This window comes from Chryseobacterium sp. 6424 (assembly GCF_003692615.1).
Lineage (GTDB): Bacteria > Bacteroidota > Bacteroidia > Flavobacteriales > Weeksellaceae > Kaistella.
Map to the genome: position 1 here is coordinate 1,684,057 of NZ_CP023540.1, position 19,872 is coordinate 1,703,928.

General features: G+C 42.7%; 14 protein-coding genes and 1 pseudogene. 4 read left to right on the forward strand and 11 right to left on the reverse strand.

The features are described from left to right. Positions 1-20: 20 nt before the first annotated feature. A complete protein-coding gene (obgE, locus tag CO230_RS07810) occupies positions 21-1,004 on the forward strand; it encodes a GTPase ObgE (RefSeq protein ID WP_122028086.1) in 984 nt (327 codons plus the stop codon). 294 nt (positions 1,005-1,298) lie between these two features. Continuing rightward, positions 1,299-2,552 (forward strand): DEAD/DEAH box helicase, encoded by a 1,254-nt coding sequence (locus CO230_RS07815; protein WP_122028087.1) that lies wholly within the window; start codon positions 1,299-1,301, stop codon positions 2,550-2,552. 48 nt (positions 2,553-2,600) lie between these two features. Here the strand turns inward: CO230_RS07815 and CO230_RS07820 are convergent, their stop codons facing one another. From CO230_RS07820 to CO230_RS07845, 6 genes are all read right to left on the reverse strand, one after another. Further along, a complete protein-coding gene (locus CO230_RS07820; RefSeq protein ID WP_122028088.1) occupies positions 2,601-3,362 on the reverse strand; it encodes a TatD family hydrolase in 762 nt (253 codons plus the stop codon). A gap of 134 nt (positions 3,363-3,496) precedes the next feature. Beyond that, on the reverse strand, positions 3,497-4,456 hold the full coding sequence (locus tag CO230_RS07825; protein WP_122028089.1) for a GSCFA domain-containing protein: 960 nt from the start codon (positions 4,454-4,456) through the stop codon (positions 3,497-3,499). A gap of 46 nt (positions 4,457-4,502) precedes the next feature. Then, positions 4,503-5,474 carry a polyprenyl synthetase family protein gene (locus CO230_RS07830; protein ID WP_122028090.1) on the reverse strand — a complete coding sequence of 324 codons (972 nt, stop codon included), beginning with the start codon at positions 5,472-5,474 and terminating at the stop codon, positions 4,503-4,505. Between the two features lie 205 nt (positions 5,475-5,679). Further along, complete coding sequence (locus CO230_RS07835; RefSeq protein WP_122028091.1) at positions 5,680-6,825, reverse strand: inorganic phosphate transporter; 1,146 nt, start codon at positions 6,823-6,825, stop codon at positions 5,680-5,682. Between the two features lie 22 nt (positions 6,826-6,847). Continuing rightward, positions 6,848-7,486 carry a DUF47 domain-containing protein gene (locus CO230_RS07840; protein ID WP_122028092.1) on the reverse strand — a complete coding sequence of 213 codons (639 nt, stop codon included), beginning with the start codon at positions 7,484-7,486 and terminating at the stop codon, positions 6,848-6,850. Between the two features lie 164 nt (positions 7,487-7,650). Further along, on the reverse strand, positions 7,651-9,363 hold the full coding sequence (locus CO230_RS07845; RefSeq protein ID WP_122028093.1) for a DEAD/DEAH box helicase: 1,713 nt from the start codon (positions 9,361-9,363) through the stop codon (positions 7,651-7,653). A 139-nt stretch (positions 9,364-9,502) separates the two neighbouring features. On the opposite strand from CO230_RS07845, the gene CO230_RS07850 reads away from it, so the two are divergent. Further along, complete coding sequence (locus tag CO230_RS07850; protein ID WP_122028094.1) at positions 9,503-10,168, forward strand: DUF2461 domain-containing protein; 666 nt, start codon at positions 9,503-9,505, stop codon at positions 10,166-10,168. Position 10,169: 1 nt separating this feature from the next. On the opposite strand, the gene CO230_RS07855 is transcribed toward CO230_RS07850, so the two are convergent. After that, positions 10,170-11,795 carry an alpha-amylase family glycosyl hydrolase gene (locus CO230_RS07855; RefSeq protein ID WP_122028095.1) on the reverse strand — a complete coding sequence of 542 codons (1,626 nt, stop codon included), beginning with the start codon at positions 11,793-11,795 and terminating at the stop codon, positions 10,170-10,172. A gap of 212 nt (positions 11,796-12,007) precedes the next feature. On the opposite strand from CO230_RS07855, the gene CO230_RS07860 reads away from it, so the two are divergent. Then, positions 12,008-13,486, forward strand: coding sequence for a lipopolysaccharide biosynthesis protein (locus CO230_RS07860; protein ID WP_122028096.1), 1,479 nt, complete (start codon positions 12,008-12,010; stop codon positions 13,484-13,486). Here the strand turns inward: CO230_RS07860 and CO230_RS07865 are convergent. The 4 genes and pseudogenes from CO230_RS07865 to polA form a co-directional block, all read right to left on the reverse strand. Continuing rightward, on the reverse strand, positions 13,483-14,538 hold the full coding sequence (locus tag CO230_RS07865) for a hypothetical protein (RefSeq protein WP_122028097.1): 1,056 nt from the start codon (positions 14,536-14,538) through the stop codon (positions 13,483-13,485). The genes CO230_RS07860 and CO230_RS07865 overlap by 4 nt on opposite strands. A gap of 1 nt (position 14,539) precedes the next feature. Then, complete coding sequence (locus tag CO230_RS07870; protein ID WP_122028098.1) at positions 14,540-16,162, reverse strand: amidohydrolase; 1,623 nt, start codon at positions 16,160-16,162, stop codon at positions 14,540-14,542. 1 nt (position 16,163) lies between these two features. Then, a complete protein-coding gene (locus CO230_RS07875; protein ID WP_122028099.1) occupies positions 16,164-17,036 on the reverse strand; it encodes a glycosyltransferase family 2 protein in 873 nt (290 codons plus the stop codon). 3 nt (positions 17,037-17,039) lie between these two features. Further along, a pseudogene (polA, locus tag CO230_RS07880) lies at positions 17,040-19,852 on the reverse strand (DNA polymerase I). Between the last annotated feature and the right edge of the window lie 20 nt (positions 19,853-19,872).

Genomic DNA, 19,872 nt, shown 5'->3' on the forward strand with positions numbered 1-19,872 from the left:
CAGCAAACGAAACCACAACCATGTCGAATTTCGTAGATTACGTAAAAATCCATTGTAAAAGTGGTCATGGCGGTGCAGGGTCTGCACACCTTCGCCGTGAAAAATATATTCCGAAAGGTGGCCCCGACGGTGGCGACGGCGGACGCGGTGGCCACGTGATTATGAAAGGAAACGCGCATGAATGGACGCTCCTGCCGCTTCGTTACACCCGCCACATCAAGGCGGAACGCGGCGAAAACGGTGGCAAGAACCAGCTCACAGGCGCATACGGTGCTGATGTGTACATTGAAGTCCCGGTGGGTACTATCGCCAAGAATGAAGAGGGGGAGATCATCGGTGAAATCCTTGAAGATGGCCAGGAAATCATCCTCATGCATGGTGGCAAAGGCGGTTTGGGTAACGAGCATTTTAAATCTGCCACCAACCAGACCCCGCGTTATGCACAACCCGGCCTGCCTGGGGAAGAAGGCTTCGTGACTTTCGAGCTTAAACTTCTGGCCGATGTCGGTTTGGTAGGTTTCCCGAACGCCGGCAAATCTACTTTGCTCGCAGCAGTTTCTGCCGCAAAACCTAAAATCGCCGATTATGCGTTCACTACTTTAACACCAAATTTGGGGATTGTAGATTACCGGAATTACAAATCTTTCGTAATGGCCGATATCCCGGGGATTATCGAAGGTGCGGCAGAAGGGAAAGGTCTCGGTCACCGTTTTCTGAGACATATCGAGCGGAATTCAATTCTTTTATTCCTGATCCCGGCTGATTCTGAAGATTATTACCAGGAATTTAAGATTCTTGAAAACGAGCTGAAGGAGTTTAACCCCGAACTTTTAGATAAGGATTACATTCTTTCAATCTCAAAATCAGACATGTTAGATGATGAACTTAAACAAGAAATAGCAGCAAAGTTCCCCGAACACCGCCAGCCAATTTTCTTTTCAGCCATCACACAGGAAGGTTTGATGGAACTGAAAGACGCGATCTGGAAAAAACTCCACGGATAATTGATAAGGCCTGATTTTCATTCATGTCTTTTTTTTCATCTTCGTAAATGATTTAATTTTCTTATAAACCACATTCGTAGCAGCTAAGACACAAAGCTGCTCAGGTTTCAACGGTAAAATAATTTAACGTATATTTGCCTCATCATTCCTTCTGCTACGGAAGGATTTTTTTTGTACGGTGTCATTCTTGGTGAATCTGTTGCTGCGTTCTGCAAAACCTTTTGTTACAGACTCATTTCCGTACTTATCGAAAGAATGACGCAGCTCATTTTAATTTAACCTAAAACATTTCATTTGAAATTTACTGATTTAAAACTCATTGATCCTATCGCAAAAGCGCTTCAGGAAGAAGGATACGTGCAACCCACCCCGATCCAGGCAAAAGCCATCCCCAGTATCTTAGAAGGTCGCGACCTTTTGGGAACCGCACAAACCGGAACAGGCAAAACGGCTGCTTTCGCCATCCCTATCTTACAGAATTTAACAGCGAAAAACATTCGCAACAACCAGATAAAAGCGCTGGTATTAACTCCGACCAGAGAATTGGCGATACAGATTGAAGAAAGTTTCAACGCGTATGGCAGACACTTGAAACTACGCAACTTGGTCATCTTCGGCGGCGTAAAACAAGGCGCACAGGAGCAGGCCTTGAAAAAAGGCGTAGATATCCTGGTGGCCACGCCGGGCAGACTGCTCGATTTCATTTCGCAAGGTCTCATTTCGCTTAAAAACCTTGACATCTTCGTTCTTGATGAAGCCGACCGTATGCTCGACATGGGTTTTGTGCATGATGTAAAACGCATCATTAAGCTTCTTCCACCAAAAAGACAGACTTTGTTCTTTTCCGCAACTTTCCCTGATGAAATCAGCAAACTCGCAAACTCGATGCTTACGAATCCTGTGAAGGTAGAAGTGGCTCCGGTTTCCTCAACAGCGGATACCATACAGCAGAAAGTATATTTCGTTGATAAAGAAAACAAGCTTGATCTGCTGACACATATACTTAAGAACGATATTTCAGATTCGGTATTGGTGTTTTCTCGGACCAAGCATGGTGCTGACAAGATCGCGCGAAAGCTACAGTCACAGAAGATTTCCGCAGAAGCCATCCACGGTAATAAATCCCAGAATCAAAGACAAAACGCGTTAAGTAACTTCAAATCCGGGAAGACCAGGATTTTAGTCGCTACAGATATCGCAGCACGCGGCATTGACATCGACGAACTGAAGTACGTGGTCAACTACGAACTTTCTGACGTGTCCGAAACGTACGTTCACCGCATCGGCCGTACCGGAAGAGCCGGCGCCGATGGCAGCTCGATCTCTTTTGTAGACGGTCTGGATCTCATTAACCTCAAAAATACGGAAAAACTGATCGGAAAGAAAATTCCGGTGGAGAAGGACCACCCTTTCCACACAGATAACCTGGTGGTTGAAAAAAGAGATTCGAACAACAAGCCGTTCACACCGAGACCAAAACCGCAAACCAAGGAAAATATCGGCTACAAAAAGCCGAAGAACAAAAGCAATTTTTCGAGGAATAAATAGAACAACTTTCAAATAGTAAAATACCGCAAATAATATCTGCGGTATTTTTTATGTAAAGATTCGATTGGCGTTTTCCGAGGTAATCCGATCTATTTCCGAAAAATCAACTTTATAAATATCAACCAGTTTACCGGCCACAAGCTCCAGGTACGAACTCTCGTTGCGTTTACCGCGGTGCGGAGCCGGCGCCAGGTAAGGCGAATCGGTTTCCAGCACTATTTTATCTAAAGGAATTTCGTGCAGAAACTGATCGATCTTTCCATTTTTAAAGGTAATGACTCCGCCGATGCCTAAAATAAAATTCAGGTCGATGGCATGTTTTGCCTGCGCCAGATTTCCGGAGAAACAATGGAAAATCCCACGCAGTTTGGGGTGTTTTTTCCTTTCTAACACTTCAAAAACTTCATCAAAACTCTCGCGGGTATGAATCACGATTGGCAAATCTCTTTCAATTGCCCAGTCAATCTGCTGCTCGAAAGCTTTTACCTGAATGTCCAACGTGGTTTTGTCCCAATATAAGTCGATACCTATTTCGCCAATGGCCGCAAAATGCCTTTGATTGAGATAATGCTCAACGATCTGGAGTTCAGCCTCCCAATTTTCGGGTTTTACATAACACGGATGCAGGCCCATCATCGAAATAATCTGCTCAGGATACTGGTTTTCTAAATTCAGCATTTTCTCGTGTGTCTCAGCATCAATTGCCGGAAGATAGAATTTTGTTACGCCTTTTGAAATGGCTCTTTCAATCATCTCATTCCGATCATGGTCGAATTCTTCAGAATATAAATGCGTATGCGTGTCAATCATAGATTAGTTGTGAATAACAGTTTTAGGCGGCTAATGAGGCTTGCCATCATCTTAGGAATCTGTGTAATGAAAGTCGGCGTAGGTTTTTAATGCTTTTTACAATTTAGTTCAGCCGCTGAATACAGCATTGCTGGTTACGGATTAATGAATATTTTATGCTTCACTTTTGCCTGTTGGTGGGCAATCCTATTGTTCAGCGCGTTGCGGAACTCTTCATATTTCGGATGTTGAGCATCAGTAGGACGATGTTGGAGTGCCTGCGAAATCTTAAAATTTTCTTCTACAAAATCCATTGTTTCATCAGCAAAATAAGCACTACCGAACTTTTCCCAGATGTACTGTATGGCTTGGTGGTTGGGATGGATCATGTCTTCTTTGTAAAAGCGGTAATCGCGCAAATCATCCATCATCAGTTCATAAACGGGCAGATAATGGCAACCATCAAATTGCGGTAAAATTTCGTGCAGCGCGGTGATCAGTTTTGCTTTGCTGAGGTTGTTCTCGCTCATCCCGTCTTTCGTATGGCGAACCGGCGATATCGTAAAAAGAATCTGTACGTGGCTTTCACAAATATCTTTTAGCAACGTTACGGTTTCATAAATGGCATCGGTAAGCTCCAAATGGGTAAGCATCCTTTTCCTGAAATGTTTGCCCGGGATTTTATGACAGTTCGCGACCAGTTTGTTTTTCGGTAGAAATTCATAAATAAATGAAGTCCCATAGGTCACAATAACCCAACCTGTCTCCTGTAGAAAACGGTTGCCTTCTTCTACCGCAGTATTGATTTTTTCGAGTGTCTGATGTACAAAACGCGAATTGAAACTGCTGTGATGATCCAGCGAAATAACCTCATCGTTATATTTTATGAGATCTTCTTCGGTATAAAATGCCGACGCATGCAATTTTTTAAGCGCTTTATTGATGGAATACGGATTGAAAACGGTCCCAAAAGGATTGTTTAGAGTCTGTATCTGGCCGGTTTGCAGCAACCTAGCGATTTCGGAGGCAAAACAAGAGCCTATCGTAAATAAGCGGTCATCCGCAGCGATTTTCTGCGGACTATCAGGAATCTGTACTTCAGTGCGAAATTTCATAAGCCATAAATGGTGATTTCAGGTCACCTTTAGATTGAATTTCAGTTTAGCTTTCTCTTCTTAAAAGATAGTTTGCCAGTTCTATGAACGGTTTCTTTTTCTCATCCGGTACATTGATTTGGTTCAAGTAGCCTTGGGCAATTTCATTGTATTTCTGGATCAGCATCAGGGTTTTTTCATCCACTTTTGTTCTGCGGAAGATTTTTTCCACGCTGTACACTTTATCAACGTTGTCTGTCTTCTTAGCGTACCAGTAGTCCAGCTCTTTTTGTTCCTCTTCAGTGCCATGTTCTTTGGCGAGCAGGTAAAGAACGGTCTTTTTATTTTCATAGATATCCCCGGCGTGCTTTTTACCAAATTGCTCTTGGTCACCAAAAACATCCAGATAATCATCCATAATCTGGAACGCAATGCCAACATTCTTCCCAAAGTTGAACGCCGCTTTGGCATCTTTAAAATCAGCACCTGCTATTAATGCGCCAATCTCAAACGAAGAAGCACTTAAAACGCCTGTTTTATAGGTAATCATACGGATGTAATCATTAAACGTAACATCACCCTGCGTCTCGAAATTGATGTCGTATTGCTGTCCTTCGCACAGAAGTAAGCCAGTATGCGTGAAGACACGTACGCAGGCCTTGAAAAGTTCGGGCTCCAGGTCTTCAAAGAACTTATACGATTTCATCAGCAGGGCGTCGCCTGACAGGATACCGGTATTGATGCCGTGCAGCGTATGTATTGTCGGGACATTTCGGCGCAGCGGAGCCTCATCCATAATATCATCATGGATTAGGGTGAAATTATGGAAGAATTCAATCGCGAGCGCAGGTTTAATGGCCTTTTTCATATCACCACCGAACAGGTCATTGGCCATGAGTACCATAATGGGCCTCAGCCTTTTGCCACCATGCGAAATAATATAATTCATGGGATCATACAATTCGGTAGGTTTGTCCTTAAAGGCATATTTCTCAATAGCTTTCGATACGATTTCCTGATATTCTTCTAAAAACTGCATAAGATTTCTTGTTTATGGCAAAAATAGGGATTTTAAAAGGAAGTTGAAGCACAAATATGGCTCCGTAAAGTAAAGGGTATAACTGTGAATTTTATAATGAAATTTTTGCGATGCTAACCAAGCGTTTGCCAAATGATACACAATACTTTTATTAAACTAAAAAAACCACCCGAAGGTGGTTTTAATATCATCATTTCTAAAATTTCTACTTCACAAAAATTACAACTAAATAGGTAATTCCTGCAACAATCGCAGAGATTGGGATGGTAAGAATCCAGGCCCATAGCAAACTTACTGTGATCCCCCAACGTACGGCGGATACCCGTTTTGTAAGTCCTACCCCAATGATAGCACCGGTAATGGTGTGGGTTGTAGAAACCGGAATCCCCAGATGATCGGTAATAAACAAAGTCGCGGCACCAGCGGTTTCTGCGCTCACGCCTTCCAGTGGGGTTACTTTTGTAATCTTAGTACCCATCGTTTTTACGATCTTCCAGCCACCGCTCATGGTTCCCAAACCTATCGCCAAGAATGAAACAAAAGGTACCCACATATAATCTGTAGTAAAATGCGCAAATCTGTCCGCAGAGTCCATCATCGCATACGGATCGTTACCGCCAATCATGCTCACGTGATAGTAAATTACTGCCGCTCCTATGATACCCATTACCTTCTGCGCGTCATTCAACCCATGTCCTAAGCTAAACAGTGCTGAAGATACCAACTGCCATTTCTTAAAGTGCTGATCGGCTTTTCTCGGATTGCTGTTTTTAGCAAAATAAACGATGATAAGGGTGATAACGATGGACACCAGCATCCCAATGAATGGCGCCATGAATATAAACAGGAAGATCGGTATTACTTTCTCGTATTTCACCACATTTTGTGTAAGGACTTCCTGCAAGGCAAGTTTCATCTGAGTCCAGAAACCAAGATCTGGGTGAGCCAGCACTACTTGTTGATAATCCATCACCAGCGCGTGCATCAGCGCGGCACCCAAGAAGCCACCAATAAGCGTATGGGAAGAGGATGAAGGGATACCAAACCACCAGGTAAGTAAATTCCAGAAAATAGCGGCGATAAGGCCGGAAAAAATAACTTCGAGGTTGATAAAATCTTCATTAACCGTTTTGGCAATGGTATTTCCGATTTTAAATTCACCGATAATGTACATGGCCACAAAAAACGCGGCAAAGTTCCAAACCGCTGCCCACAGCACTGCCTGAAACGGCGAAAGCACCTTAGTGGAAACAATGGTTGCAATGGAGTTTGCAGCATCATGAAACCCGTTTATGTAATCAAATATTAACGCAAGCGCAATAATGATTATGAGTAATATTGGTAATTCCATTCTGAATATTTAATATTAGCGGTTACGCATACTTGATGACGATACTGTCCATCGTGTTGGCAACATCCTCCGCTTTGTCAGTTACAATTTCCAGATATTCAAGAACAGATTTTATTTTAATGATGTTGATGGCATCATTGGTTTCAAAAAGCTTCACCGTAGCCTGGCTCAAAACATCATCAGCGATATTTTCATAAGAGTTTATCTTGATGCAAGATTCCTTCACCGCTTTCCCGTTTTTAAAATCTTTAAGGTTTGCCATGGCCGACTGAATTTCCAGGCAAGATTTGTAGATCAATAGCGTAAATTCGGTATAAGCAGGGTCCAGAGGCGTTTTGTACAGATAAATATATTTTGCAGATGCATACATATAATCCGCAATATCATCAAGCCCGCTGGCAAGATGGCTGATGTCTTCACGATCGAACGGGGTAATGAAGTTTTCGCCCAACTGTACGAAGATTTCATGCGTAAGGTCATCAAGCTTGTGCTCGTAATCACTCATGTTTGTCAGCATGGTATCATCATTAATGTCAAAATCAAGCAGTCCCTCGTGGAACTCTTTAGACATTTCCACAAGCGTTTCCGCTACTTTTTCAAACAATACAAAGAACACTTTGTCCTTGGGCTGGAAGGCTTTAAAAATATTACCGATTCCCATAATTTTTTAATTTAAATTTCTGGTGCAAATTTCTGAAATAGGTCCTAAAGTATCAGGATTTAATATTAAGTTTTATTAACATTGCGTAAAACATTTCCCCAAAAAACAAAAAATCAGTCCTTGTAATAAGAACTGATTCGTATCTTTCCTAAAAAGGCAATGGTTTAGTTAGCCACCTCGGCGCGCATTTCCTTCCCTTTGAATTTAAGCGTTTGTAGGCCACGAAGGACTTCATCTTTATAAGATTTCTCCACTTCGAAGAAAGAGAATTTCTCCAGGATTTCTATCTCACCGATATCCGGGCGTTTTTTTGATTTCGAGGTCGATTTGTTGATGATATCCAGCATATCAATCTTCTTCAGATGATCTTTCTTACCAAGATTGAAGAAAAACCTTACCATATCGCCGTTATTTCTTTTGGGTTTACGGTCTCTGGCCTCGCGTCCGCCCTCACGGGAGTTCTCTCTGCGGTCTCCGCGATCACGGTCTCTGCCACGGTCTCTATCTCTGTCACGCGCACGATCTCTGCGGCTGTCGCCACGGTCGTCCGCATTGAATTTTTGCTCCGCTAGGTCATTTTTGTCTTTATAATACATCGCTAGGTCGCGAAGCTGAAGCTGAAGAAGCTTGTGCACCAATTCTTCTTTCGAGAACGCCGAAAGATCCGGAATCAGGGCGTCATCAAAGGTGAAAAATTCTTCATGTTCGGTGAAAAGTTCTTCGAAAACGCCCGCAACCTGCGCTTTGATAATCGCTTCGCCGGTGGGGATCTTTTTCTCCTGAATATCAATCTTTGTGGTAGATTTTATCTGTTTCAGTTTACGCTGTTCCTCTGGCTTTATGAGTGCCATCGAAATTCCGTCTTTCCCTGCTCTACCGGTTCTTCCACTTCGGTGAACGAAAACTTCAGGGTCATCTGGGAGTGAATAATGGATTACGTGCGTCAAAGAATTCACATCCAAACCACGCGCGGCAACGTCGGTTGCTACAAGGATATCGATGTTTTTCAGTCTGAATTTCTTCATCACCGTGTCACGCTGCGCCTGCGAAAGGTCGCCGTGTAGCGCATCCGCGGCGTAGCCGTTCTGCATAAGGAAGTCCGCGACTTCCTGCGTTTCCATACGCGTGCGACAGAAGAGAATCGAGTATTGGTTAGGGTTTGCGTCGATAAGTCTTTTTAAGGCTTCTTTCTTGTGACGGTAACCTACCACATAATATTCGTGCTTGATGTTTTTCTTCACCTCGTTGATGGAACCTACCGAAATACGGTGCGGCGAAGTAAGATAGTTCTTTGAAATCCTCTCAACCTCTTTGTTCATCGTAGCTGAGAAAAGATAAGTCTGTTTGGTATCCGGCGTTTCGCTTAAGATGGTTTCCAAATCATCTTTGAAACCCATTGAAAGCATTTCATCAGCTTCATCTAAAACGAGCCACTGAATTTCAGAAAAATCAAGCGCTTTTCTGTTGATAAGGTCGATCACACGGCCCGGTGTTCCCACGATGATCTGTGGTTTTTCACGAAGTGAGCGGATCTGATCCATAATACTGCTGCCCCCATATACCGCTGTAGTTTTGAGGTTGGGCATGTATTTAGAATAATTTTTAATGTCTTTCGTAATCTGAAGACACAGTTCTCTTGTCGGACAAAGCACCAAAAGTTGGATTTTGCGACTACCATCGTCAATCATATCCAAAATCGGAAGCGAAAAAGCTGCTGTTTTGCCCGTCCCAGTCTGCGCAAGTGCGATAAGATCGCGAATATCTGTAGAGATGAATGGAATGGTCTGTTTTTGGATTTCTGTGGGGCTTTCGTAGCCCAGTTCGCCAATTGCCTTCAGGATTTCAGGGCTTAAATTGGTTTCCGTAAATAAATTCATTAAGTATTTTAAATATCGTGCAAAGATACGCTTTTTAGAATTGATAATAAATACATTGTTTCATTAAATTTTTGTTAAACATAATTGGGATGTTTACTTGGTTTAATTTACATAATTTTACCCTTCCAAATTAATAGATATGGCTGTTACAATAACCAATGCTACCCTTAGTTTTTTGCGCCAACTGGCTAAAAACAATCATCGTGAATGGTTTATAGAACATAAGGATGAATATCAGCAAGCCAGGCAAAACGTAGTAGATTTTACAGAAGCGCTGATTGAAAAAACCGCCGAATTCGATGAGGAAATTATAAAAACGGATGCCAACAAGGCACTTTTCAGGATTTACCGCGACACCCGTTTCTCACTTGATAAAACACCTTACAAAACCAATTTCGGTATAGGACTTGGGTTTAAAAGAGCTAATGGGAGCGCCGGTTACTATCTTCACATCGAGCCAGGAAAGTCATTTGCGGCTGGTGGCATCTATCAACCCGAAAATGCTGTGTTGAAAAATATTCGTAAAGAAATTTCGCTCAACGGTGAACAATTCCGAAGGATTATCGAACAGGATGAATTCCGCAACAACTTCCGGGGTCTAAGTGTGGAACATAAACTCAAACGTATTCCTGCGGGCTTTGAGAAAGATGATCCTATGGCTGAATATCTGAAGTTAAAAAGCTTCAATGTCAATCACCCCGTCTCAGATGATATTTTGATGCAAGAAAACGCTACGGACGAAATCGCACGCATCTTCGGTAGCATAAAACCGCTGAATGACTTTCTAAATACCGCTTTAAGATAACTTACAGTTGCTCCAGCAATACAACCGAAAACTCAGTATCGATAACTACTTTTCCATTGGTAACTTTGGTAGTTTTGCCTGAATACGCGTCCTGGAGCCTGGTTCCGTTACTGAAAACACCATTTACTGTAACTTCCTTAATACCAGAATGTTGACCCAATCCGACAACCACTTTATCTTCCCCATACGTTCGGCTGAACCAATAGGGTGCACTGCTCATCATTTGATGAACGCCGGCACCAATCGCCGGATGGTTGGCACGGAAACGCCCTAATTTCTGGTAATGCTGTAGGAGTTTTTGGGTGCCAGGGTTGTACTGTACGTCGCTCCAGTTCATATTGCTGCGCAATGTGGCATCGCCCGACGCGCCTTCGAGAGTGAGGCTGCGCGCTGTTTCGTCACCGTAGTAAATTTGCGAAATCCCTGGTGCCAAAAGTAGTTTCGTAGCCGATTCATAGGTTTTTCGGCGGTCTTTGTCGAACGGCGAGCCATCATCATGCGAGGTCAGATAATTCATCACAGTTTTACCGTTAAGATCACCGTATAATATTTTAGAATAATTTGAAAAAAGCTCTTCATAAGATTTATTCGCATCCCCTTTAAAATCAAAATTAATCAGCGATTTGAAACCGTTTTGGTAATAATTCACTTTTTTATCACCGAAGTCGTAAGTCTGTTTTTGAGAAATGCCGTAACCGTACACTTCGCCTACCATGAAGAATAACTGGTTATCCAACACCTTCGAGGGGTTCTTACGCTTATAGATATCGAAGGCTTCTTGGCAGACTTTGTGAAAATCCTTCCAAACATCCTCATTGGTATGTTTTACGGTATCTACCCGGTACCCATCGATACCAAACTGCTCCACATAATCCGCCAGCCATTTCATGATATAATATTTCGGTGCTTTAGGATAACCGGTTCGGGCAAAAAATTCGTTCAGCGACTGTATTTCGGCGTCATATCGGCCTTCTTTCTTCCATTTTTCCACCAACATTGGCGGCAAATCAGCAGGCGCATCAGATTCAGTTAAAATATCCGGCAAGTTTGCCACCAGCGTACAGGCAGTCGTACTTTGATAATTGTTATAAGTACAGGTTGGTGAAGTTCGTACCCAAGAAGCCGGGAAAACCGGATCTGCCTGCGTCACCGGACCTGTATGGTTGATGACCGCATCCAGCACGATACGGATGCCTTTGGCGTGCGCTTTTTCTACCAATTCCTTTAGATCTGCTTTTGTACCGAAGTTAGGATCCAGCGCTGTCCAGTCTTTAGCCCAATACCCATGAAAACCGTAAGTCTTGCCGGTACCCTCGTCGGTAGCGGCATGAATCTGTTCCACGATTGGTGTCATCCAGATGGCATTTACACCCAGGTCAGTGAAGTAATTGTCATCAATCTTCTGAATGATACCACGCAAATCGCCTCCTTCGAAACCACGCAATACTGCTGCTTTTTCTGTTCTGTTAAAATTTACATCATTGGTAGTGTCGCCATTTGCAAACCGATCGGTAAGCAGGAAATACATATTAGCCCCTTCCCAACTGAAAGTTTGCGCTTGCTTTTTCTGAAGTGTTGAACATGAGAACAAAGCCAATACGGAAGCCAGATACAGAATTTTTTTCATAGCATATTATTGAACTATAAAGATACCGTAAAGAAACCGTAACATAAATCGTGAAACTGCCTGTCGCAAATGTTTTAACATTATTTTAACATATTTTTCTATATTTGCCGTTTAATAAAGGAATGAATAGGAAAGCTGACCTCAAAATTGATCTTCTCTGTTGAAAAAGTTTTCTTTTTGAGCCTGAATATTCTTTATAAAATCGTTTGTGGATGAGTGTAGTTGCACGTCAGGGATTCAAGTATTCAGTCGTTGGTTATCTGGGTTTTTTGCTCGGAACGTTTTCGGCAATCTTTGTCTTCCCTTATGATATGGAGTTTTACGGGAAACTGCGTTATGTACTCCCGACTGCCGAAATGCTGCTGCCCATTGTGGTATTCGGGATCTCTTTTTCTAATGTGAAGTTTTTCACGAAAACACATTCCGACGGTAAACACCAGAATTTCCTCTCGCTTTCCCTTGCAGGTATTACGCTTAATTTCATCATCTTCACGGCGGGCTACTTTGCGGCCAACTATATCTTCCCGTCCTTACAGCAAACGGAAATGTGGCAAATGAAACGCCTCATTTTACCTTTGATTCTTGTATTGGCTTTCAGTACGGTTTTTAACAAGTATCTTTCAAATTTCAAAAGGATTGTCATCCCAAATATTTTTGAAAACCTACTCCCGAAACTTGCCAACCTTGGGGCATTCTGCCTGTTTTTTTTCTTAGGCTTTCCGGAGAAGGCCGCGTATGCTTTTTTCGTTGGGATGTTCGTAGTAGGGCTCTTAGGTTATGTGTATTACACCAACCGATTGGAAAGGCTGCAGCCAGATTTTTCTATTGAATACATTAAAAAAGACGCACTATGGAAACAGGTACTGAATTACAGTTTCTACGGTTTTCTGGGAAATATCGGCAACTTCATCGCTGTACGTATTGATAGTGTAATGATTGGCGAATACATCGGTTTCGAGCCTAATGGTGTATATAACACGCTTTACTCTATCATTTCGTTAATTACGGTGCCGGCCATGGGGCTCTACAGTATATCTGCCCCGCTTATCAACAAGCATCTGGCAGAAAACGAACTGGAGGAACTTGACAGGATGCACAAAAAATCTTCCTTAGTGCTCTTTTTCCTTGGGCTGGTGCTGCTTTCGTGTGTATTGGTGGGCTTCCCGTATCTTACCCATTTTATCAAAAACGGTGAGTTGCTGCGTCAATCAGAGCCTGTGATTTGGGTTTTGGGATTTGCGATGCTTTTCGATCTGGCTACCGGTTTCAATGGGCACATTATCTCGCTGTCAAAATATTACCGCTTTAACATCATTGTCATGTTGTTCTTGGCGATTACTACGGTTTCGCTTAATTTTTACTTTATAAGCAATACAAATCTGGAGTTGCTCGGTATCGCCATAGCTACGGCTATTTCGCTGACGCTTTTCAATATTGCTAAAATCAGTTTCAATTATTGGAAATTCCGGGTGTTTCCATTGACGATTGAGATGATATATGCCCTGATCATCGGAACTTTAGGTATTACTTTGGCCATTTTGCTGCCTTCTTTCGAGAGCAGCCTGCTGAATCTTTTCTACAAACCTGCGTTTGTACTGACGCTGTTTTTAATCGGCAATTATTTTTTGAAAATTTTCCCGCTCGGTGATTATCTGAACAAAGACTTCCTGAAAAGCCTGTTTAAATTTTAAATAAACTCAGCGAGTTTTTCTTCTAAAGATTTCAGAACTTTTTCTTTAGCGAAATTTTGTTCAAAATCATATTCCATCCATTTGTGATAGGTGTAAATTTGCTCTTCAATATTGTTATTTTCGGGAATGATGAACGGATGTGAATTAGGATAATCCGCAGGAAATATAGCCAGCTTACCATATTTAATGGCATCACCCACGTTACCGCTCATTTTAGTGATCCCGTAATATTCTTTCTGGCTGAAAAATTCAGTTTCCTGCTGAAGCGGACACCATAAGATATCGGCTCTTTGCATCCATTCATCGAAAACGGGCTGCGACACCCTTTCTGTAAAGTATTTAATCGAAACATGCTGAGGTTTCTGACCTTCAAAATCCTTTAACCATTGTAATTCTTCGCCAGAAGCTTTTCCTAAGAACACAAAGTGATACTGATTTACTTGGTTAAATTTTTTTAAACAATTCAAAATGTGCCTGTAGTCCCTTCTCTGCTGAGAAACCGTACCAGGAATGACAATGGTTTCGACAGATTCTGAAGCGTTTTTATGCCCGTCTGTATAAAAAACCGGCAAGAACTTCAGTTTTTGTGCTGGATTGTTCTTTATTAAAACCTCATCAAGCACCAGCAAATTATTGGCTTTCTGATAAACCCGAGGTGCGGACAGTAGACTTTCCTCACATAATAATTTCAGGCGGTAAATGGCATCCTTCTGTAGCACTTTAAAGAGTAAACAAAGCCTTGTAGCCCGCGAAAAATTCAGATTATGAACAATAACCGAAGTATTTAAACTGTCTATAATCTGCTGAAAAACATTAAAGTAGCGGTGAACGGTCCCGATGATAACCAAATCATACATTTTATGCTTCAACTGGTTCAAAATATTTCGGTGAGTGACCTCGAATATATTTTCAGACTGTTGGGCGAGGATCTCCATAATCTTGCGGCTGAAGTAATAATCGACAGTGAATACATCGGAATCACGCATTAATTCCAGGAAATTACCCGCGATCTCCGCATGGGTATCAAGTTCAATGTAAGCGATTTTCTTCAACTCAGTGTACTTTTTTGCCGCTCGCGTAAGTTTCCAGCACTTTAGTATGTAGGATGCTGTTCTCTTCAATTTTCATCAGGTCCTGATTCAGAATCACAAAATCCGCAGATTTACCTACCTCCAGACTGCCAAGCTGGTCTTCCTGAAACGCAGCTTTGGCCGCCCAAATCGTCATCCCCCGCAATGCCTGTTCTCTGGTCAATGCATTTTCTTTCTGAAAACCACCTGCCGGGAAATTCTTAGCGTCTTTACGGGCAACCGCAGCATAAAAAGTCTTTAAAGGATTGATTTCCTCCACCGGAAAATCGGTCCCCAGGGGCAACCAACCGTTTTGTTTCAGCAAATCGGCATAGGCGTAGGAATGCTTCAGACGGTCTTTGCCCAAACGCTCTTCAGCCCAGTACATGTCGGAAGTGGCATGGGTAGGCTGTACAGACGGAATGATGGAATACCTGCCGAATAAAGCGAAATCTTTTTCCTGTACGATCTGCGCATGTTCAATACGCCATCTTCTGTTGTTTTCAATACCTAGAACATCGCCGTAAATCTTCAGTATCGTAGCGTTGGCAGAGTCTCCGATGGCGTGGGTACACATCTGCAGGTTGCTGTCTTTCAATCTTCTGGCTAAATTTTCGAAATGTCGTTGATCACTAAGCAAAAAGCCTTTCCAACCTTTTTTATCAGAATAATCATGTACCAGACACGCACCGCGCGATCCCAAGGCCCCATCAGAATAGACTTTATAACCACCAAACGTAATATTGCCATTTGTAAATCTGCCTTTTTTAATCCATTCATCATACGAAGCAGGATTGTCTTCGAGCAGGGCAAATATCTTCATATCCAGTTTATTCTGTTGCTGCGCTTTCTCTAATAATGAGAAGGTATGAGTGGTGATTCCGCAGTCGTGCAGCGACGTAAGACCGTAAGAGAAGCATGTTTTTTGCAGATCCGAGAAATACTGAATCGCCGTTTCATCATCCAGTTCAGGGATGTGTTTTTCAACTAAAAGCATGGCGTTATCAATTAAAATTCCGGTAAGACGGCCGTTTTTCATTTCTATTTCGCCGCCCTGCACTGTTGTACCGGCAGTAATGCCGGCGATATCCAAAGCTTTTTGGTTGGCAATGGCCGCATGTCCGTCAACTCTTTTCAGGTAAACCGGGCGGTCCGGGAACAGTTCATCGAGCCTTTTTTTGTCCGGAAACTCTTTAATTGGCCAATCATTTTGGTCCCAGCTTCTGCCATACACCCATTCCATCTGGCTTTGCTTAGCGTAAGCGGTAATTTTCGTGATGATTTCGTCCCAGGACTTTGTTCCCCAAAGTTCACACTTCCACTTATCGGTCGCATATCCTGTAAAATGACAGTGGGCGTCGATAAAGCCCGGGTAAACCGTTTTCCCCTGAAGGTCTTGGGTATTTTTTGAAGTATATTTCTTTAGAATGTCCTTACTTTTTCCCACTGCGATGATTTTTCCATCATATACAGCCAGGGCTTCTGCCTGATCGAAGTTTTTATTGACGGTATAAATTTTGGCATTGGTGATGATAAGATCCGCTTTCTTCTGTGCATTCAAAAAAAACGATGCTGACAGCGTGGCTAAAAGGAGTATTTTTTTCATATTATTTTCTGTTGATCATTTGTTTACAGCGTAATTTCCTGATATACTGAATTTCTTTTTCTGATAACGGCCTTTCGGTTTTCTGTTTTAGAAATGATTTTAACGTAATTAAAAAATCTGCGACGGAACGGTTCTTCAACGCTGATTTTGCCGAAGAAACCACCATCAAAGGTAAGTTTAAACCAATATTATAAAAATATTCGCCGAGTTTTTCTGCACGCTGACTTTTATATTTGTAGGCGGTAGGACGCAGATGTTTCACCCACAAATCCTTAACTGTCACAGTTTCCCAGCCGTGCATTTTCGCAAGCATCACATCTATATTGTCCCAACCCAGCACCGGTCGCAAGCCGTTCATGTCTTCAAAACATTTTTTCCTGTAAGATTTTATAGGACCACGCACATGGTTTTTGGATGAAATGTTTTCAAATATCCAGTCTTCATCATAATCAAAATCAAAAGTTTTGGTTTCCTCAAATGGTTTTGCGGGAATCCTTACCAAACCGGCTACCATGCCCGCACGTGGGTTCCGTTCGTATTCTTGATTTATTTTCTCTAAATAATCTGTAGGGAAAATAATATCCGCATCGTATTTACAGATGATTTCGGCTTGCTGCGGAAGTCTTTTCATTCCTTCATTGAAAGTCCTGACCACTTTGGCCCCCGGCTGATGTGCTGAAACGGGCAGATGAACCACCGAAAATTGCTGATGTGCTGTACAGAATTTATCTGCGATCTTCGCTGTATCATCCGTAGAACCGTCATTAACAACGATGACCTGAAAATCCCGGAAAGTTTGCTTCACAAGGGATTCAAGGCAAAAAAGCAGATTTTCCGCTTCGTTGTGGGCTGGGATAATAATGAAAAACTTCATGCTTTAATGCGCTTCTAGCCAATGGTCGCCGACACCAACTTCTACCAACAACGGAACTTTGGTTTCAAAAGCAGATTCCATTTCAGTTTTTATAAGGTCCGTTGCGGTGTTTACCTCTTCCAGCGGAGTTTCAAAAACCAATTCGTCGTGTACCTGAAGCAGCATTTTGGTCTGTAAATTCAGTTCGGTTATTTTACGGTCGATCTTTATCATGGCCAGTTTTATTACATCCGCCGCACTGCCTTGTATTGGGGCATTTACGGCATTTCTTTCGGCGTGGGCTTTTACTACAAAATTACCGGAATTAATATCTTTTAAATGACGTTTGCGCTGCAAAATAGTTTCCACATAACCCAAATCCTGCGCTTTCTTTACCTGTTCCGTCATGTACTGCTTAAGCCGCGGATAGGTTTCGAAATAAGCCTCAATCATCTGTTTAGCTTTACTCCGTGAAAGACCGGTCTGCTCGGCCAGCGCAAAAGCGCCTTGCCCGTAAATGATCCCGAAATTAACGGTTTTCGCCTGGCTGCGCTGTGTTTTATTCACTTCTTCAATGGGAATATTAAACAGTTTTGAAGCCGTGGAAGCGTGAATATCTTCCCCATTCTGGAAAGCCTGGATCATGTTCTCCTCATGGGAAATTTCGGCAATCAGCCTTAGTTCAATCTGCGAATAATCCGCCGAAATAATTTTGTGCCCGGGAGCTGCGACGAAGGCACCGCGAATCTGCTGTCCGCGCTCTGTACGGATGGGGATGTTCTGCAAATTGGGATTCACAGAAGCTAAACGGCCTGTGGCAGCGGTGGTTTGCGAAAAATTGGTGTGTACCCGCTGGGTATCTTTGTCAATCTGCAATGGCAGCGCGTCCACATAAGTAGATTTTAATTTCTGATATGTACGGTATTCTAAAATATGCGCGATGATCTCGTGTTTTGGCGCGAGTTTCTGTAGAATATCTTCGGAGGTGGCGTACTGGCCGGTTTTTGTTTTCTTGGCTTTAGGATCAAGCTGTAATTTCTCGAACAGAATTTCGCCCAATTGTCGCGGAGAATTGATATTAAACGCTTCCCCAGAAAGTTCAAAAATAGATTTTTCGAGGTTTCTAAGGTCGTTTTCAAGATCTTTACTTTCCTGCTCGAGCCAGTCCTTGTCGAGCGAGATGCCTTCAAGTTCCATCTTAGCCAATACTGTCATCAAAGGCATTTCCACTTCATGAAAAAGTTTCCCGAGGTTTTCTTTTTCTAATTGCGGGGCAAATATTTCATAAAGCTGCCAGGTAATATCAGCATCCTCTGCCGCGTATTTGGTTTGTTCTTCCAATGAAAGATCCCGGAAAGTGAGCTGGTTCTTGCCTTTTTTACCGATTAAAGATTCCAGCGCTAGGGGTTTATAATTCAGGTAAACTTCTGAAAGATAATCCATCAGATGCCGCCCATCAGGATTTAGCAGGTAATGGGCAATCATGGTATCGAACAAACTGCCTGCGAGCGTAATGCCGTATTGCTGAAGCACTTTGTAATCAAATTTTAGGTTATGGGCGATTTTCACGACTGTTTCGTCCTCAAAGAACGGCCGGAAAATCTCAAGTGTGGTTTTCACTTCCTCTTCCTCGCCGGATAGCGGTACAAAATAAGCGAATCCCTTTTTGTAGCAAAAACTTAAGCCTACAAGTTCGGTTTCCATCTCGTTTAAGGTGGTAGTTTCCGTATCGAACGCTACGGCAGGCTGTCGCCGAAGATTAGAGACCAGTATGCGCTGTGCCTTTGGACTGTCAATGTATTGGTAAAGTATATCGTGATCATCGATTGTGGATTTGGTTTGGGTCGCGTGATCGAGTTCTTCAAAATTAGCAAACAAGTCAAGTTGTTGTGGCGATTTATCCGTTACTTTTGCGAGTTGCTGTGGCGCCGCCAGCGTTGGGGTAGCCGGTGCAAAGGCGCGGTAAAGATTCTCATAAAGCCGACGAAACTCCAGTTCATCAAAGACGGCTTTTACACCCTCAAAATCGGGTGTTTCGAGGTCATATTGCTCTTGGTGGAATTCTATCGGAGCATCACAAATAATGGTAGCGAGTTTTTTAGACATGATGCCACGTTCGGCGCTTGCTTCTATTTTTTCGCGTAGTTTACCCTTTATTTCATGGGTATTGGCAAGCAGGTTTTCGATGCTGCCGTATTCTTTCAGGAATTTTTTTGCGGTTTTCTCGCCTACACCGTCCAGGCCGGGGATGTTATCTACAGAATCGCCCATCATGGCCAGAAAATCTATGACCTGTTTAGGATTTTCGATTTCGTACTTCTCTTTAACTTCTTCCACACCAAGGATGGTGAATTCTGCACCTTTAAGGCCTGGCTTGTAGATTTTAATTTTTTCGGTCACCAGTGCGCAAAATCTTTGTCTGGCGTTACCATGAACGTTGTATAGCCTTCCTTCTCTGCTTTACAGGCGATGGTGCCAATGACGTCATCAGCCTCGTAGCCTTCCACGCCAAGAATGGGCACATGCATGGCCTTCAAAATACGGTGGATATAAGGTATCGCCAATTGGATGGCTTCTGGAGTTTCGTTACGGTTGGCTTTATATTCCGCGAAATCTACTGTGCGGACGCTGGCCTGTCCTACATCAAAAACAACGGCCAAATGTGTAGGCTTTTCGCGGCGGATAAGTTCGATAAGCGAATTGGTGAAGCCAAAAATGGCAGAGGTGTCTTTGCCGTCGCTGGTGATTCTGGGGCTGCGGATAAGCGCGTAATACCCACGGAAAATCATCGCATACGCGTCGATGAGGAAAAGCCTTTTGTCTTGGTTGTCTTGCATGATAGCAAAGATAATATTTT

Bases quoted from the DNA above. Each gene is read 5' to 3' on its own strand.
- obgE (WP_122028086.1), top strand. From the start codon at position 21: ATGTCGAATTTCGTAGATTACGTAAAAATCCATTGTAAAAGTGGTCAT.
- CO230_RS07820 (WP_122028088.1), bottom strand. From the start codon at position 3,362: ATGATTGACACGCATACGCATTTATATTCTGAAGAATTCGACCATGAT.
- CO230_RS07825 (WP_122028089.1), bottom strand. From the start codon at position 4,456: ATGAAATTTCGCACTGAAGTACAGATTCCTGATAGTCCGCAGAAAATC.
- CO230_RS07830 (WP_122028090.1), bottom strand. From the start codon at position 5,474: ATGCAGTTTTTAGAAGAATATCAGGAAATCGTATCGAAAGCTATTGAG.
- CO230_RS07835 (WP_122028091.1), bottom strand. From the start codon at position 6,825: ATGGAATTACCAATATTACTCATAATCATTATTGCGCTTGCGTTAATA.
- CO230_RS07840 (WP_122028092.1), bottom strand. From the start codon at position 7,486: ATGGGAATCGGTAATATTTTTAAAGCCTTCCAGCCCAAGGACAAAGTG.
- CO230_RS07845 (WP_122028093.1), bottom strand. From the start codon at position 9,363: ATGAATTTATTTACGGAAACCAATTTAAGCCCTGAAATCCTGAAGGCA.
- CO230_RS07850 (WP_122028094.1), top strand. From the start codon at position 9,503: ATGGCTGTTACAATAACCAATGCTACCCTTAGTTTTTTGCGCCAACTG.
- CO230_RS07855 (WP_122028095.1), bottom strand. From the start codon at position 11,795: ATGAAAAAAATTCTGTATCTGGCTTCCGTATTGGCTTTGTTCTCATGT.
- CO230_RS07860 (WP_122028096.1), top strand. From the start codon at position 12,008: ATGAGTGTAGTTGCACGTCAGGGATTCAAGTATTCAGTCGTTGGTTAT.
- CO230_RS07870 (WP_122028098.1), bottom strand. From the start codon at position 16,162: ATGAAAAAAATACTCCTTTTAGCCACGCTGTCAGCATCGTTTTTTTTG.
- CO230_RS07875 (WP_122028099.1), bottom strand. From the start codon at position 17,036: ATGAAGTTTTTCATTATTATCCCAGCCCACAACGAAGCGGAAAATCTG.